This window comes from Clostridium nigeriense (genome assembly GCF_050585265.1).
Classification (GTDB): Bacteria; Bacillota; Clostridia; order Clostridiales; family Clostridiaceae; genus Clostridium; species Clostridium nigeriense_B.
In genome coordinates this window covers 71,306-85,981 of record NZ_JBNOOE010000001.1, presented here as the reverse complement: position 1 = coordinate 85,981, position 14,676 = coordinate 71,306, and the positions used below count along the sequence as shown (strand labels likewise).

Annotated in this window: 13 protein-coding genes; 10 read left to right on the top strand and 3 right to left on the bottom strand. The window is 28.8% G+C overall.

Annotated elements, in window-relative coordinates; genetic code table 11:
* The first annotated feature begins 199 nt into the window (after window positions 1-199).
* Window positions 200-418, top strand: a complete 219-nt coding sequence (locus tag ACQPVP_RS00240; protein ID WP_430846094.1) for a DUF2922 domain-containing protein — start codon at window positions 200-202, stop codon at window positions 416-418.
* Between the two features lie 570 nt (window positions 419-988).
* Here the strand turns inward: ACQPVP_RS00240 and ACQPVP_RS00235 are convergent.
* Together ACQPVP_RS00235 and ACQPVP_RS00230 are read right to left on the bottom strand one after the other, a co-directional pair.
* On the bottom strand, window positions 989-1,276 hold the full coding sequence (locus ACQPVP_RS00235) for a hypothetical protein (RefSeq protein WP_430846092.1): 288 nt from the start codon (window positions 1,274-1,276) through the stop codon (window positions 989-991).
* A gap of 226 nt (window positions 1,277-1,502) precedes the next feature.
* On the bottom strand, window positions 1,503-4,184 hold the full coding sequence (locus tag ACQPVP_RS00230; protein WP_430846090.1) for a sigma 54-interacting transcriptional regulator: 2,682 nt from the start codon (window positions 4,182-4,184) through the stop codon (window positions 1,503-1,505).
* A gap of 415 nt (window positions 4,185-4,599) precedes the next feature.
* Here ACQPVP_RS00230 and ACQPVP_RS00225 point away from each other — a divergent pair, with 415 nt between their 5' ends.
* From ACQPVP_RS00225 to ACQPVP_RS00210, 4 genes are read left to right on the top strand one after another with little or no spacing between them, the layout of a single operon-like run.
* On the top strand, window positions 4,600-4,920 hold the full coding sequence (locus tag ACQPVP_RS00225; protein ID WP_136006811.1) for a PTS lactose/cellobiose transporter subunit IIA: 321 nt from the start codon (window positions 4,600-4,602) through the stop codon (window positions 4,918-4,920).
* Between the two features lie 49 nt (window positions 4,921-4,969).
* Window positions 4,970-5,278, top strand: a complete 309-nt coding sequence (locus tag ACQPVP_RS00220) for a PTS sugar transporter subunit IIB (protein ID WP_430846088.1) — start codon at window positions 4,970-4,972, stop codon at window positions 5,276-5,278.
* A 58-nt stretch (window positions 5,279-5,336) separates the two neighbouring features.
* Complete coding sequence (locus tag ACQPVP_RS00215; protein WP_430846086.1) at window positions 5,337-6,743, top strand: glycoside hydrolase family 1 protein; 1,407 nt, start codon at window positions 5,337-5,339, stop codon at window positions 6,741-6,743.
* A gap of 28 nt (window positions 6,744-6,771) precedes the next feature.
* Window positions 6,772-8,094: a PTS sugar transporter subunit IIC gene (locus tag ACQPVP_RS00210; RefSeq protein WP_430846084.1), complete on the top strand. Its 1,323-nt coding sequence runs from the start codon at window positions 6,772-6,774 to the stop codon at window positions 8,092-8,094.
* A 110-nt stretch (window positions 8,095-8,204) separates the two neighbouring features.
* Here ACQPVP_RS00210 and ACQPVP_RS00205 read toward each other — a convergent pair whose 3' ends face one another.
* Entirely contained in the window at window positions 8,205-9,065 is an 861-nt protein-coding gene (locus tag ACQPVP_RS00205) for an AraC family transcriptional regulator (RefSeq protein WP_430846082.1), read from the bottom strand.
* Window positions 9,066-9,431: 366 nt separating this feature from the next.
* Here ACQPVP_RS00205 and uxuA point away from each other — a divergent pair, with 366 nt between their 5' ends.
* From uxuA to ACQPVP_RS00180, 5 genes are all read left to right on the top strand, one after another.
* Window positions 9,432-10,475, top strand: a complete 1,044-nt coding sequence (gene uxuA, locus ACQPVP_RS00200; protein WP_430846080.1) for a mannonate dehydratase — start codon at window positions 9,432-9,434, stop codon at window positions 10,473-10,475.
* A gap of 25 nt (window positions 10,476-10,500) precedes the next feature.
* Complete coding sequence (locus tag ACQPVP_RS00195; protein ID WP_430846078.1) at window positions 10,501-11,352, top strand: SDR family oxidoreductase; 852 nt, start codon at window positions 10,501-10,503, stop codon at window positions 11,350-11,352.
* 185 nt (window positions 11,353-11,537) lie between these two features.
* Entirely contained in the window at window positions 11,538-12,941 is a 1,404-nt protein-coding gene (uxaC, locus tag ACQPVP_RS00190; protein WP_430846076.1) for a glucuronate isomerase, read from the top strand.
* 57 nt (window positions 12,942-12,998) lie between these two features.
* The gene (locus ACQPVP_RS00185) at window positions 12,999-13,946 is read left to right on the top strand and encodes a sugar kinase (RefSeq protein WP_430846074.1); all 948 of its coding nucleotides are present in this window, start codon (window positions 12,999-13,001) and stop codon (window positions 13,944-13,946) included.
* 65 nt (window positions 13,947-14,011) lie between these two features.
* Window positions 14,012-14,656, top strand: a complete 645-nt coding sequence (locus ACQPVP_RS00180; protein WP_430846072.1) for a bifunctional 4-hydroxy-2-oxoglutarate aldolase/2-dehydro-3-deoxy-phosphogluconate aldolase — start codon at window positions 14,012-14,014, stop codon at window positions 14,654-14,656.
* Window positions 14,657-14,676: the final 20 nt, after the last annotated feature.

Below are 14,676 nucleotides of genomic sequence, written 5' to 3'. Positions count from 1 at the left end.
TAGATAATAGTAAAATTAACTTCAAGATAATGAGTTAGTAGCTTTATCTGATGCAATAGGTGGAATCCTAGCATACACTGTTTCTACTATTAAAAAAGAGCAAATTTATGTAATAACTAGAGGGGAATAGGTTTAGTTATAAGTAGTTTGTGAGAGAAGAAATTTATCATTAATTTGATTGGGGAAAGGAGGAAAAGATATGATTCAAAGAACTGCAAGTATGAGTTTTAAAGATGCAGCTGGAAAGAAGTACACAGTATCTATAAAGGATATTAAGGAAGATGTTGAAGATGTAGCAGTAGTATCTTTAATGGATACTATTATAAATAATAATCTTATTAAGACAGAAAATGGAGATCTAGTTGAAAAGCAAGCAGCTCAAGTAGTTGTAAAAGATACTACAGAAATTGAGCTTTAGTATTATAGGTTATAGTTAATATAAGGTCCATAGTAGAATACTATAAGTATTTTACTGTGGGTTATTTTACTTTTTATGAAATTGTAAAAGTGTTACCTGTGATGAAGTTCCTAATGTAACACATGTAAGATTAGTTGCAAAAGAGGGAGCTGTTGGATTTGCAACAGATACTGAGTTAAATGTTCATAAGGTTAAGGAAGTTACACCAGAATCAAAGCCAGAAGTAGATAAAACTGCTTTAAAAATAACTATAGATTATGCCGATGAAGTTGTAGCAGAAGGTTTACTAAAGGGTGCAGTACCAGTTGTAGTAAAAGAATTTAATGCTGCATTAGAAGAAGCTAAATCTATCTATGAAAATGAAGAGGCTACAGAAGAAGTAGATTCAGCATACAATGCATTATTAAAATCTTATCTAGATTTAAGATTAATACCAGATAAATCTAAACTTGATGATTTAATAAATAAGGCTAAAGAAATAGATTTATCAAAATATACAGAAGAAAGTGATAATGAGGTTAAAATTCAATTAGCAAGAGCAAGTGAAGTTTTTGTTAATGAAGATGCAACTTAAAAAGAAGTAAACGAAGCAACAAAATTCTTAGATACAGCTATAAATGATTTAATAGCTAAGGGTGATGGAAATGGTGGATCTGGAAATAATGGTAGTGGAAACAATGGAAGCGGAAGTGAAAATGAATCTGGAAATGGAAGCGGAACAGAAAAACCAAGTGATTCAAATAAAACACCTAATAATGGTGGGAAATTACCAGCAACAGGTGTTGAAAATGGACATTTGGGAGTACTTGATGTTATATGTGTAATGGCAGGGATAGGACTTATGGACAGTAAAGGCAAAAAAACTATATCTGAGAAGAACTAATCCAGGTGCGTAGCAGTGCTTAGCTCCGACCTTGAAAAATGGAACTATTAGCAATGGTAGCGATTAGATAAATATTTAGGGAGATGAATATTTTCATCTCCCTTATAAATTCCATCATTTAGATTTGAAAGGAAAAATTAATAATATTATTGTTCCTTGGAGCATAGCGACGGAATAGGTAAAATTACATAGATACATATTTTATTGAGGTTCTGGTAAGCTTGATTTAATTAAGTTCATTATATAGCATATCTCATCATCAGATATTTTAATCTTATATTTGCTATTTAAAAAAGAGAACTCACCATTTATTAAATTGTATAAATCTCTATTTTCAGCAATATACTGTTCTTTATCTAAATATTCTGAAGTAGTATCACCATTTTTTAATCGTCCTACAACAAAGGCTAGATGAAGAGTTACACCAACAGTTTTTTCATAAGATAAGGTAACAGAATGCTTGGATAGTATACTGTTTAAGAATTTAGTTACATCATTAAATAAATCTAAACCATCTATATTATCTATATTTTCATTTATAACTATAGGAATATTTAGCATAGCAGTTTTAAAATTAATTAAATCTTGAAGAGTTTTAATTACATTCATGTTAAATACTTCGTACATAGAATACTGTTTTATATCTAAATCAACAGGAAAAGATGAAACTATAAATAATATTTCATTTTTTTCTTGGAGGTTTATTATCTGTTGTTTAAAATATTTTTTATCTAAGCAATTTAAGCATATTATTTCAAATAAATTTTTATTATAATTAAGATTTGTTTCTAAAAAGCTTTTAATAGCAATTGCAGCACCTTCAGCTGTTAGGCAAGCTGTTATTATTAAGATTTTATTATTATCTATATTTTTTTCATTAATGTTTTTATGAGTTTCCACATAGGAGTTAACCATAATGACGTCATTATAAATATCCTCTAAAGATAATCCAGATAAGGCTTTTCTTGTAGCCTCTAATACATGCAGGGTTGAAATAAGAGATATAACTTTTATTGGAACATTGAAGTTCTTTCTTATAACATCTGCAAAAGTAGTTAATGAACCCATGTCTACCAATAGAAGATAACCTGCATCAGAGGGATTGTTTTTTATTGCATCTTTTAAGTCTTCTAAAACTTCTAGGGGTGCAACTTCTAAGGGAGCATTTATAGAGATTACATAATCTTCACCTAAAAGTTTATTTGCAACGTTTGCCATTGATGTAGCTGTAGACTCTCCATGGGCAATAAGTATTATTTTAACTTTATCTTTAAATTCATTGTTAAAAGTATTATCAGGAATTAAAAATAATGCTAGATATCCTATTTCATCTATTGGAATTGGAGTACGGATATAATCTTCTATAATATTTTTAATTTTAAATGCTACATTAAATTCTTTAGGATAAAGAGTTTTAATTTTACCTAAATTAGAGTTAGAGATAACTTTATTACTCTTTATTCTATTTATTAATGTATTTATATGTAAAGCAAAGGCTGCATAGAGATTATTATCAAAAACTACGTTTAATTCTTGTACGATAAATTCAACTAGTTTGTCTATGAATTCTAAAATATTAGAATCAATTATTGTCAATAAGTTTTGTCTATTATTTTCTATTGATGTATTAGAAGTATTTTTAGCAAAATGTTGAAGTATATCTTTTTCTAATATGTGTTCAATATCAATGTCTGATATTTCTCTAGACTTTAGCTTGGCTAATTTTTGTTCTATAAAATTATATATTGAGTCTATATCTTCTTTATAATTGGTATCATCAAGGTTTTGAGCATATCCAGGAAACCTGAAATATTCGACTTCTTCACCTATTAACTTATTCCATAGAACTCTATGTTCTTTTTCTTTATAAAGACCTTCTTTAATATATGAAGGTAAAATTTTACTTGATATTCTTACATCAGGTTTTTTATTAGTTAAAAACTCTGAATAAGCTTTAGCACAAAGAAGCTGAACATCACTTTTTAATTGACCTATATTATTAGGACAATCATATGAAAGTAAAGCACGAAGTGAATTTAAAGATACATAGATTTCCTTATTTATTCTATTACTTTCAGCTTTGAAGAAGGTTTTAATTAAGTGAAGACGCTCCTCTAAAGTTCTATCTTTAAGAGATGGAATTGTAATTGTCATAGGAATTCTTCTAGTAAATGTGCTTAATAAAGCAGAGGTTGGATCTTCGGTAGTTGCTGATATTATTAAAACGTCAGAAGTTCTTATTTCAGAATCACCAACTCTCCTAAAGGTTCCAGTATCTAAAAATATAAAAAGAGCTTCTTGGCCTTCAGGTGGTAGTCTATGAACTTCATCTAAAAAGAGAATTCCTCCATCAGCTTGTTCAATTAATCCTACTTTATCAGACTCAGCACCAGTATAAGATCCTTTTTTTACACCAAAAAGTTGTGATGTAAGAAGTTGAGGGTTATTACTATAATCAGCACAGTTAAATATTATAAAAGGTGAGTCTTCAGATTTAATCTTCATTTCTACAGCATAGCTGTGCATTAAAGAAGCAAACATAGATTTACCCACACCAGTATTACCTAAAATTAAACTATTAATACCATTAGGTGGATATAGTATAGCTGATTTAGCTTGTTCTATAGCATGTCTTAAAGATTCGTTATTTTGTGCTAATAAATCTAATTTAGATTTTGTATTAGGCTTATTATTTTCTTGAATAAAAAATAAAACTGGTCTTCCAGAAGACTTGTATAGTTTTCCTTCCTTACATAATTTATTTAATTCATGACTTACATTTGCTCTAGACATATTCATCAGTGAGGATATAGTATTTGTATCTATTCCATCTAAACAATTTAATTGAAGAATTGTTTTATATATTAAATCTTTTTTATTCATAATTAAATAACCTCCTCAATAATTCTTAAATCTGTAAGATTTGCATCCATATAATGAAAAGGATATCACAAAAAAATGTAAATATCAAACAGTATTTAAACATAATTTGCAATTAGTGTTTAAAATAAAAACACTATTTTTAAAATTTAAACACTATTAAATTTAATTAAACAGTAATGTTTATTGTTTAAATTTTAAATTGAAGTAGTAAAAAATAAAATTTATTTAAGTTTTATAACAATTAGCATAAACCATTGATTTTAATAGCTTAATATTAATATAAAAAGAAGAAATGATAGAGTGAAATAGTGTTTAAAGAAATAAAATATATATTTATATAGAGTTTGGCACAAGTATTGCTGTATATAATTGCGTAAGAATAAAAATCAGTAATGGAGGTAGGCAAATGGAAGAAATGAATGAATTAGAAATGGCAGTAATGAACATAATTATTAATGCTGGAGACTGTAAAAATCATGCGTATACGGCTCTTAACAAAGTAAATGAAGGTAAATATGATGAAGCTGATGAAGAATTAAAAGCGGCTAATGAAGCTTTAGAGAAAGCACATAATGGTCAAACTTTATTTATACAAAAAGAAGCTAATGGAGAAAAGGTAGATATGTCAGTTTTATTTGTACATGCACAAGACCATTTAATGACAGCAATAACTGAAAAGAACTTAATAGAACAAATTATAGAGTTAAGAAAAGTTGTTAATAAATTAATTAAATAAAAATATAAAAATAAAAAAATGAAAATGTTAAATTTTAGGAGGAAGAGATATGATAGTAATAAAATTATTTTGTGCATCAGGAATGTCAACAAGTGTTTTAGTTAATAAAATGAGAAAGGCAGCTGCGGATAAAGGAATAGAGGTGGAAATTTCAGCTTTTCCAGAATCTCAAATAGACAAGCATTTAGATAGTATGGATGTTGCACTTTTAGGACCTCAAATTGGATTTAATTTAGCAAAGAATAAGAAGATTTGTGATCCAAAAGGAATTCCAGTTGAAGTAATACCAATGGTTGATTATGGAATGATGAATGGAGCAAAAGTATTAGACTTAGCTTTAAAATTACTAGGAAAATAGATTTTTAATAAAATTAATTAATAAAAAAATTAATTAATAATAGAAGGAGGAATAACTAATGAAGTTTCCAAATGATTTCTTATTTGGTGCTGCTTCAGCCTCTTACCAAGTAGAAGGTGGATGGAATGAAGGAGGAAAAGGTGTAACTAATTGGGATGTCTTTTCTAAAATACCAGGTAAAACTTTTGAAAATACAAATGGTGATGTAGCAGTAGATCATTATCATAGGTATAAAGAAGATATTAAGCTAATGGCAGAAATGGGATTGGAATCTTATAGATTTTCTATTTCTTGGGCTAGAATAATACCAGATGGTGTTGGAGAAGTAAATCAAGAAGGAATAGAATTTTATAATAATATAATAAATGAGTGTTTGAAATATGGAATTGTCCCTTTTGCAACTCTCTATCACTGGGATTTTCCACAGATTTTAGAAGAGCAAGGTGGATGGTTAAATAAAAAAATGATTGATGCTTTTGCTAAATATGCAGAAGCGTGCTTTAAAGCATTTGGTGATAGAGTTAAGCATTGGATAACATTTAATGAAACTATTAATTTCTGTAGATTAGGATATATAGCTGGGGTTCACCCACCAGGTATTACAATGGATCCTAAAAAATATTTTCAAGCTTCTCATAATGTATTTGTGGCACATGCTAAATCAGTAAAGATATATAAAAGTTTAAGACAATTTGGAGAAATTGGAATAACTCATGTATTTAGTCCTGCTTATAGTATAGATGATAAAGAGGAAAATAAATTTGCAGCAAATCATTGTAATAATTATGAGATATTCTGGTACTATGATCCTATTTTAAAAGGAGAATATCCTGAATATGTTGTAAAGGGTTTAATGGAAAAAGGATTAGCTCCTGATTGGACTCAAGAAGAATTAGATTTATTAAAAGAGGCTGCACCGTACAATGACTTTATGGGATTGAATTATTATAAACCTCAAAGAGTGATGAAGAATATTGCTAATGAAGAAATTAATCCAACAAGAGAAAACTTTACTGGAGCTCCTGGCAACCCTTCCTTTGATGGAGTTTATAAAACAGTAAAAATGGCAGATAAGGTTTATACTAAATGGGGATGGGAAATATCACCTGAAGGTTTCTTAGGTGGATTAAGAATGTTAAAGGAAAGATATGGTGATATTAAACTATATATTACTGAAAATGGACTAGGAGATGTAGATCCGATTATAGAGGATGAAGTAATGGATATTCCAAGAATAAAGTACATAGAGGAACACTTGAAAGTAGTTAAGAAAGCTATTAATGAAGGTATAAATCTTAAAGGATACTATGCTTGGTCTGTTATAGACTTATTAAGTTGGTTAAATGGATTTAAGAAGCAATATGGCTTTATATATGTAGATCATAAAGATAATTTAAATAGAAAGAAAAAAGCATCATTTTATTGGTATAAGGAAGTAATTGAAACAAGAGGGGAAAACTTATAAAAAAATTTGTAAGAAAGGTGATATTATAATGAAAAAGATGGATGAAATTAGTGCTAAGGTTATACCTGCAGTCTCCAAATTTGCAGGAGCAAAGCCTATAATGGCACTTAAAGATGGTTTTGTTTTAACAATGCCTATAACACTTATAGGATCAATATTTATGCTTATTAAAAGCTTCCCGATTAAAAATTGGTCAAATATTATGTCAGGTATATTTGGAGAGCAATGGGCTGCTCCATTAAACCAAGTAACAGGAGCCACTTTTGATATTATTGCATTAGTTGCAGTTTTTGGTATAGCTTATTCTTATGCAAAAGCTAGTAAAGTATCAGCTGTACCAGCAGGTATTTTATCGATTGTTTCATTTTTAGTAATAAGTAATGCTTTTGTAGCAACAAAAACAGGGGAAATAGTTACTGGAGTTATTCCTAAGGTATGGACTGGTGGACAAGGTATGATTACCTCTATAATAATAGGGTTATGTGTTGGTGCTATATATTCTTGGTTTATAAATAAAGATATAAGAATTAAAATGCCAGAGAGTGTTCCAGAAGGGGTAGCCAATGCTTTCTCAGCACTTATTCCAGGTTTTGTTATTGTACTATTATCAATGATAGTATATGCAGTTTGTAATGCGACTCAAGGAATTTCAATGACAGAAATTATCTATAATATTTTACAAGTGCCAATGCAAAATCTTTCAGATTCTTTAGTAGGAAGTATACTTATAATGGCATTTATGTCTATATTCTGGTGGTTTGGATTACACGGAGCAAACATTATTTTAGGAATAATATCACCAGTTCTTACAGCAAATTCTTTAGCTAACCAAGCAGTAGTAGATGCTGGAGGAACTTTAGTTGTAGGAGAAAATGCAAAAATTGTTACATCTCAATTTGTATCTATATATGCAAAGTTTGGTGGAGTAGGAATAACATTAGGATTAATAATAGCAGTACTTATTGTAGCTAAATCTCAACAATTAAGGCAGTTATCAAAAATGTCATTATTACCAGGATTATTCAATATTAATGAACCAGTTATATTTGGTTTACCAATAGTATTTAACCCAATAATGGCAATTCCATTTATAATAGTACCAGTAATTGCAGTATTAATGATATATTTCTCATTAGTTACAGGATTCATTCAACCATTTACAGCGCTTCAATTACCTTGGACAACCCCACCAGTTATATCAGGATTTATATTATCCGGATGGCAAGGGGCAGTACTTCAAATATTAATAACTGCAATGTCAGTTGGAGTATATCTTCCATTTGTTAAAATGCAAGATAAAGTTGCATATGAACAAGAAGTTGCATATGAACAAGAGAATAAAGTAGCTTAATTAAGTATATATAAAGTAAGAAGTAAAGTTTACTTGAAAAATAAACTTTACTTCTTATTTTTTTAGAGCTATAAAAATATTATTTTTTATTCTTAATTTTTTTAGTTATTTTACTTAAGGGATGCAAGATATTTTTTGGGAGATAATCCAAACTCATCTTTAAAAGCTTTAATAAAATTTTGATAGTTATTAAATCCACTATAAATATATGCAGAATCGATAGAAGCTCCATTAAGTAAATAAATTTTAGCTATAATTAGCCTTTTTTTCATAATATATTGATGTATAGTAAATCCAACATACTTCTTAAATTGACGACTTAAGTGATACTTACTTATGTAAAATTTCTGGGACAGTGTGTCAAGAGATAAATCTTCACATAAATTTTCATTTATAAATTGCACCACATCGCTTATTTTTGAGTTATGTTCAATATCAATATCTATTTCTTTGGATGAATCAAAAGATGCTCTATTTAGGTATATTAAAAGTTCTGTTATATAAACTTTCCTAAGAAGATTATCACCATAATCGTCGCTAGAGCAAACTTTCTCAAGCTTTTCATATATTTTATTAATAATGTGAAAAAGATCAATATTCGGACGAAGAAGGTTATGATGATGCTTTGATGAATTTTCAAAGCAAAGTGTAAGATTAGTTTCATCATTTTCAATAGTTTTCACAAAGTTTGGGTCAATCCAAATAACGATTCGTTCATAGTTCATTCCATTTTCAATTATAGGTTTATGTAACTCTTTATTATTAGTTAGAAGAATATCATTAGGTTTAAGAGTATATGTTTTTCCTTCAATAATATATTTAACTTTTCCAGAAATGAAGAAGAATATTTCATAAAAGTCATGATTATGGTATTCAACATTTATAGGAATATTATCGGAATAATGAAAGAGTTCAAAGTCTTTTGAATGCATTACTTGTCTTGATGAGAATGTTAATATCTTCTTATCCATTTTATCACCCCAAAAAAATTCTTATAAATATAGAGTATAGCAACTTTTGTTATTTTTCAAGCAAGATAAATAATAAAAATTGTAAATTATTATATATAATTTAAGTATGGAAAGAAAAAAGCATCATAAGGTATAGTGAGGAATATACTAACCTAAAACGTATGTAGAATTATTTTCTAAGTTTAATGTAATCATATTCCTAAATTTATATATGTGATTTTTATATTAATAAAAATTGCTGAATTCTAGTTAATTTTATTTATAAAAGAGTAAGAAATATATTTAAAAAGGATGAAATATTGGTGCTAAGAGATAATAAAATCAATAAAAAATGATTAATTAAAATTTGAATAAGAGGTGGTTAATATGAAATTATCATTTAGATGGTATGGAGAAAGTGATCCTGTAAAATTAAAATATATAAGACAAATTCCTAAGATGAGAAGTGTTGTTACAGCTGTTTACGATGTACCAGTAGGAGAAGTATGGAGTCGTGAAAGTATAGCAAAATTAAAAGAGGATATAGAATCAGCAGGTCTTATCTTCGATATCGTTGAAAGTGTACCTGTTCATGAGGACATAAAGTTAGGAAAACCTACAAGAGACAAATACATAGAAAATTATAACGAGAATATTAGAAGATTAGCTGAAGTTGGTGTGAAGGTTATCTGCTACAACTTTATGCCTGTATTTGATTGGACAAGAACTCAACTTGATAAAGAATTAGAAGATGGATCAACAGCACTTGTTTATTATAAGGATCAACTTGAAAAGATGGATCCTTTAACTGGAGAATTATCTCTTCCTGGCTGGGATTCTAGTTATAAGAAAGAAGATTTAAAAGATTTATTTGAAGAGTATTCAAAGATTGACAAAGAAATTCTTTGGGGAAATTTACAATATTTCTTAGAAAAAATTATTCCAGTTGCAGAAGAAAATGATGTATGTATGGCAATACACCCAGATGATCCTCCATTTGATATATTTGGGCTTCCAAGAATAATAACTGATGAAAATAATATAGATAGATTTTTAAAACTAGTTGATAGTCCTAATAATGGGTTAACATTATGTACAGGATCATTAGGATGTACAAAATCAAATAATATATATGAAATGATTGATAAATACAGTGCACAAGGGAAAATTCATTTCATGCATGTAAGGAATGTAAAAATATTAGATGATGGAAGTTTTGAAGAGTCAGCTCATTGCTCAGATTGTGGTTCACTTGATATTGTTGAAATTATGAAAATTTTACACAAGAATAAATTCAAAGGTTATTTAAGACCAGATCATGGAAGAATGATCTGGGGTGAAACAGGTAGAGCTGGATATGGATTATATGATCGTGCATTAGGTGCAAGTTATATTAACGGTATATGGGAGACTCTTGAAAAAATAAAATAAATTATTAAAAATTGGAGGAGATATTATGAAAATACCATTTGAAATAGATTTAAAAGATAAAGTAGTTGTTATTACAGGAGCAGGTGGAATACTTTGCAGTATGTTTGCAAAAGCAATTGCTGAATGTGGAGCTAAGGTAGCTCTTTTAGATAGAAATCTTGAAGGAGCACAAAATTATGCAAATGAAATTATTAAAGAAGGTCATATAGCGAAAGCATATGAGGTAGATGTACTTAATAAAGAGAGTTTAGAAGCTGCTCGTGAACAAATTGTTGCAGATTTAGGAACTTGCGATATCTTAATTAATGGTGCAGGTGGAAATAATCCTAGAGCAACAACAACTAATGAGTATTATTTTGAGGGAGATATAGATAAGAAAGATATTACTACATTCTTTGATTTAGATCCTAAAGGAGTTGAATTTGTATTTAATTTAAACTTCCTTGGAACATTAATTCCAACACAAGTATTTGCTAAAGATTTATTAAATAAAGAAGATGCAAGCATTATAAATATTTCTTCAATGAATGCATTTACTCCACTTACAAAAATTCCAGCTTACTCAGGAGCTAAGGCAGCAATAAGCAACTTTACTGAGTGGCTTGCAGTTCACTTTGCAAAATCAGGAATTCGTGTAAATGCTATTGCACCAGGATTCTTTGTAACTAAACAAAATAAAGCATTACTATTTAATGCAGATGGAACTCCAACTCCAAGAACAGGTAAGATTTTAGCAGCTACGCCAATGGGACGATTTGGTGAAAGTGAAGAACTCATAGGAACATTATTATATCTACTTTCAAAACCTGCTTCTAGTTTTGTAACAGGAGTTGTAATTCCAGTAGATGGTGGATTTAATGCTTATTCAGGTGTATAGATAAAATTTTAATTATATATTTATTAATTTAAAGAGCATATTTAGTAAAAGTAATATTAGCCTTCCTTACTGTAAGATTGGATTCAAGTTATATCTTTATATTATAATCTTAGCTTGAAAAAGATCTTACTTAAGTTAGACTAATAAAGTTAAATATTTAACGAAGTTTAAGAAGGATGATTAAAATGAAAAAATTTATGGATGAAAACTTTTTACTATCCAATCAAACAGCAATAGCTTTATATCATAACTATGCAAAAAATATGCCTATTATAGATTATCATTGCCATATAGATCCCAAAGAGATATATGAAAATAAAAAATTTAAGAATATCACTGAAGCATGGCTATATGGGGATCACTATAAATGGAGGGCAATGAGAAGTAATGGTGTAGATGAAAAATACATTACAGGTGATGGAAGTGATTATGATAAATTCCTAGCTTGGTCAAAAACATTACCAATGGCTATAGGAAATCCACTTTATCATTGGGCTCATTTAGAACTTCAAAGATTCTTTGGAATATATGATGTTATAGATGAAGATACAGCTCCATTAATATGGGAAAAGGCTAATAAATTACTTACTGGAGAAGGATTTAGAGTAAGAGACTTAATTAAAAAGTCAAATGTAAAGGTAATTTGTACTACAGACGATCCAACTGATACATTAGAATATCATTTAAAACTTAAAGAAGATGAAAATTTTGATGTAAAAGTTTTACCAACATTTAGACCAGATAAAGGTATGGAAATAAATGCAGAGGGATTTGCTTCATGGGTAAAAAAATTAGAGGAAATATCTAAAGTTACTATTACTAACTATGATAATTATTTGCAGGCATTTGCATCTAGAGTAGAGTTTTTCCATTCAGTTGGATGTAGAATATCAGACCATGGTATGAATAATACAGTATTATATGCTGAAGTTTCAAAAGAGGAAGCAGAGGTAATATTTAAAAAAGCATTAGAGGGACAATCTATAAGTTTTGAAGAAGAAAAGAAATATAAGACTTATACATTTAGATTTTTAGCTAAATATTATTATAAACTAGGATGGACAATGCAACTTCATATTGCAGCACTTAGAAATAATAATACAAGAATGAATGAAAAACTAGGAGCAGATGCTGGATTTGATTCTATAAATGATGAAAGTATAGCTTATCCTCTTTCTAGACTTTTAGATTCCTTAGATAGAGAAAGTTCTCTTCCTAAAACTATTTTATATACTTTAAATCCAAAGGATAACTATGTTTTAGGAACTATGATAGGAAACTTTCAAGGGGATGGAATTCCAGGGAAAATACAGTTTGGAGCAGCTTGGTGGTTTAATGACAACAAGGATGGAATACTTGAACAAATGAAAGCCTTATCCAATCTTGGACTATTAGGTCGTTTCGTTGGTATGCTAACTGATTCTAGAAGCTTTTTATCATACACAAGACATGAATATTTTAGAAGAATATTATGTAATTTAATTGGAGAATGGGTTGAAAATGGTGAAGTACCAGAAAATCAAAAATTACTTAAGAAAATTGTTCAAGGTATATGTTATGACAATGCCAATGAATACTTTGGTATTTAAATAGTAATTTATTAAATATAAAAAGCAGATAAGGCTGATGAAAGAGGGAGAGGCTTAATGGACGTAATTACCATAGGAGATGCTATGATTGCAATGTGCCCTAGAGAAAAGGGGCCGATAATATTTTCAGATACTTTTAAAAGAAAAGTAGGTGGAGCAGAGTTAAATGTTGCAATAGGATGTGCAAGATTAGGACTAAAAGCAGGTTTTATAAGTAGACTTGGTAACGATGATTTTGGAAAATATATAATAAAAACTGCTAGAGGGGAGGATATTGATATTTCAGAAGTTAAACTTGTGGATGGATATCAAACTTCAGTATACTTTAGAGAAGTTTTATCGGATGGATCTAGTAGATCATTTTATTATAGAGAAAATTCACCAACAAGTACAATGAAATGCGAAGATTTAAATGAAGAATATTTTAGGGCGGCAAAAATCCTTCACATAACAGGAGTATTTCCTTCAATAACTAAAAATAATCAAGAGATTATATTAGAAGCAATAAAATTAGCAAAGAAAAATAACTTAACTATATCTTTTGATCCTAATATAAGATTAAAAATGTGGACAAAAGAAGAAGCAAAGAATTATATAGAGAAGATATTACCTGATGTTGATATCCTTTTAATTGGTGATGAAGAAATAAATATATTATTAGGAGATGTTTCTATAGAAGATGCAATAAAAATATTCCATGGTTATGGAATAGCAAAAGTTATTGTTAAAAAAGGTTCGAAAGGTGCTATTGGTTCAGATGGTAGAGATATTTATGAGGTAGATGCTATTAAGCCAAAAGCTTTAGTAGACACAGTAGGTGCAGGAGATGGATTTGCAGCAGGTTTTTTAACAGCATTATGTAATGGCGAAAATTTAAAAGAATGTGTCGAATTTGGAAATGCAGTTGGTTCTTTAGTAGTTGGTGTTGAAGGTGATAATGAGGGGCTACCTTATTATGATGATGTTTTAGTACATTTAGGCAAATCAAAAAAAATAGAACGCTAGAGTTATTTATAGAAAGTAAAAGTAGATTAATGAGATAATTCAAAAAATGTAATGAGGTATAAAAGATGTTTGAAAAAATTTATAATATATTCAGAGAAGAAAAAGCAGTAGCTGTTATTAGAACTAAGACATATGAAGAAGCTAAAGAAATTAGTATAGCAGCAATTGAAGGTGGAATGAAGGTCATAGAAATAACTATGAGTGTACCAAGTGCTCCTCAATTAATAAAAGAATTAAAAGATAAATACAATGGTATATGTGTTGGAGCAGGAACTGTATTAACTAAAGATGCTGTAGATGAATGTATTGAAAATAATGCAGATTTTATTGTTTCTCCTTGTGTTGATGAAGAAATAATAAAATATTCAAATCAAAGAAAAGTATTAATAATTCCAGGATTAATGACAATGTCAGAAGTGAATCAAGTATATAAAATGGGATTAAAATTTATAAAAGTATTTCCGGGAACAGTTGTTGGAAAAGGATTTATAGGTGCAGTAAAGTCAATATTTGAAGATATTAATATAATGCCAACTGGTGGTGTAAACAAGGACAATATTAGAGAATGGATAGATAGTGGAGCAGATTGTAGTGGTATTGGCAGTGATTTAAATAAAGTATATAAAACAAGTGGAGCTACAGGTGTAAAAGAATATTGCAAAGAAGTTATAACAAATGTAAAAAAATACAATTCCATGGAGATGCTTTAAGAATAAGCTATGAAACTTGA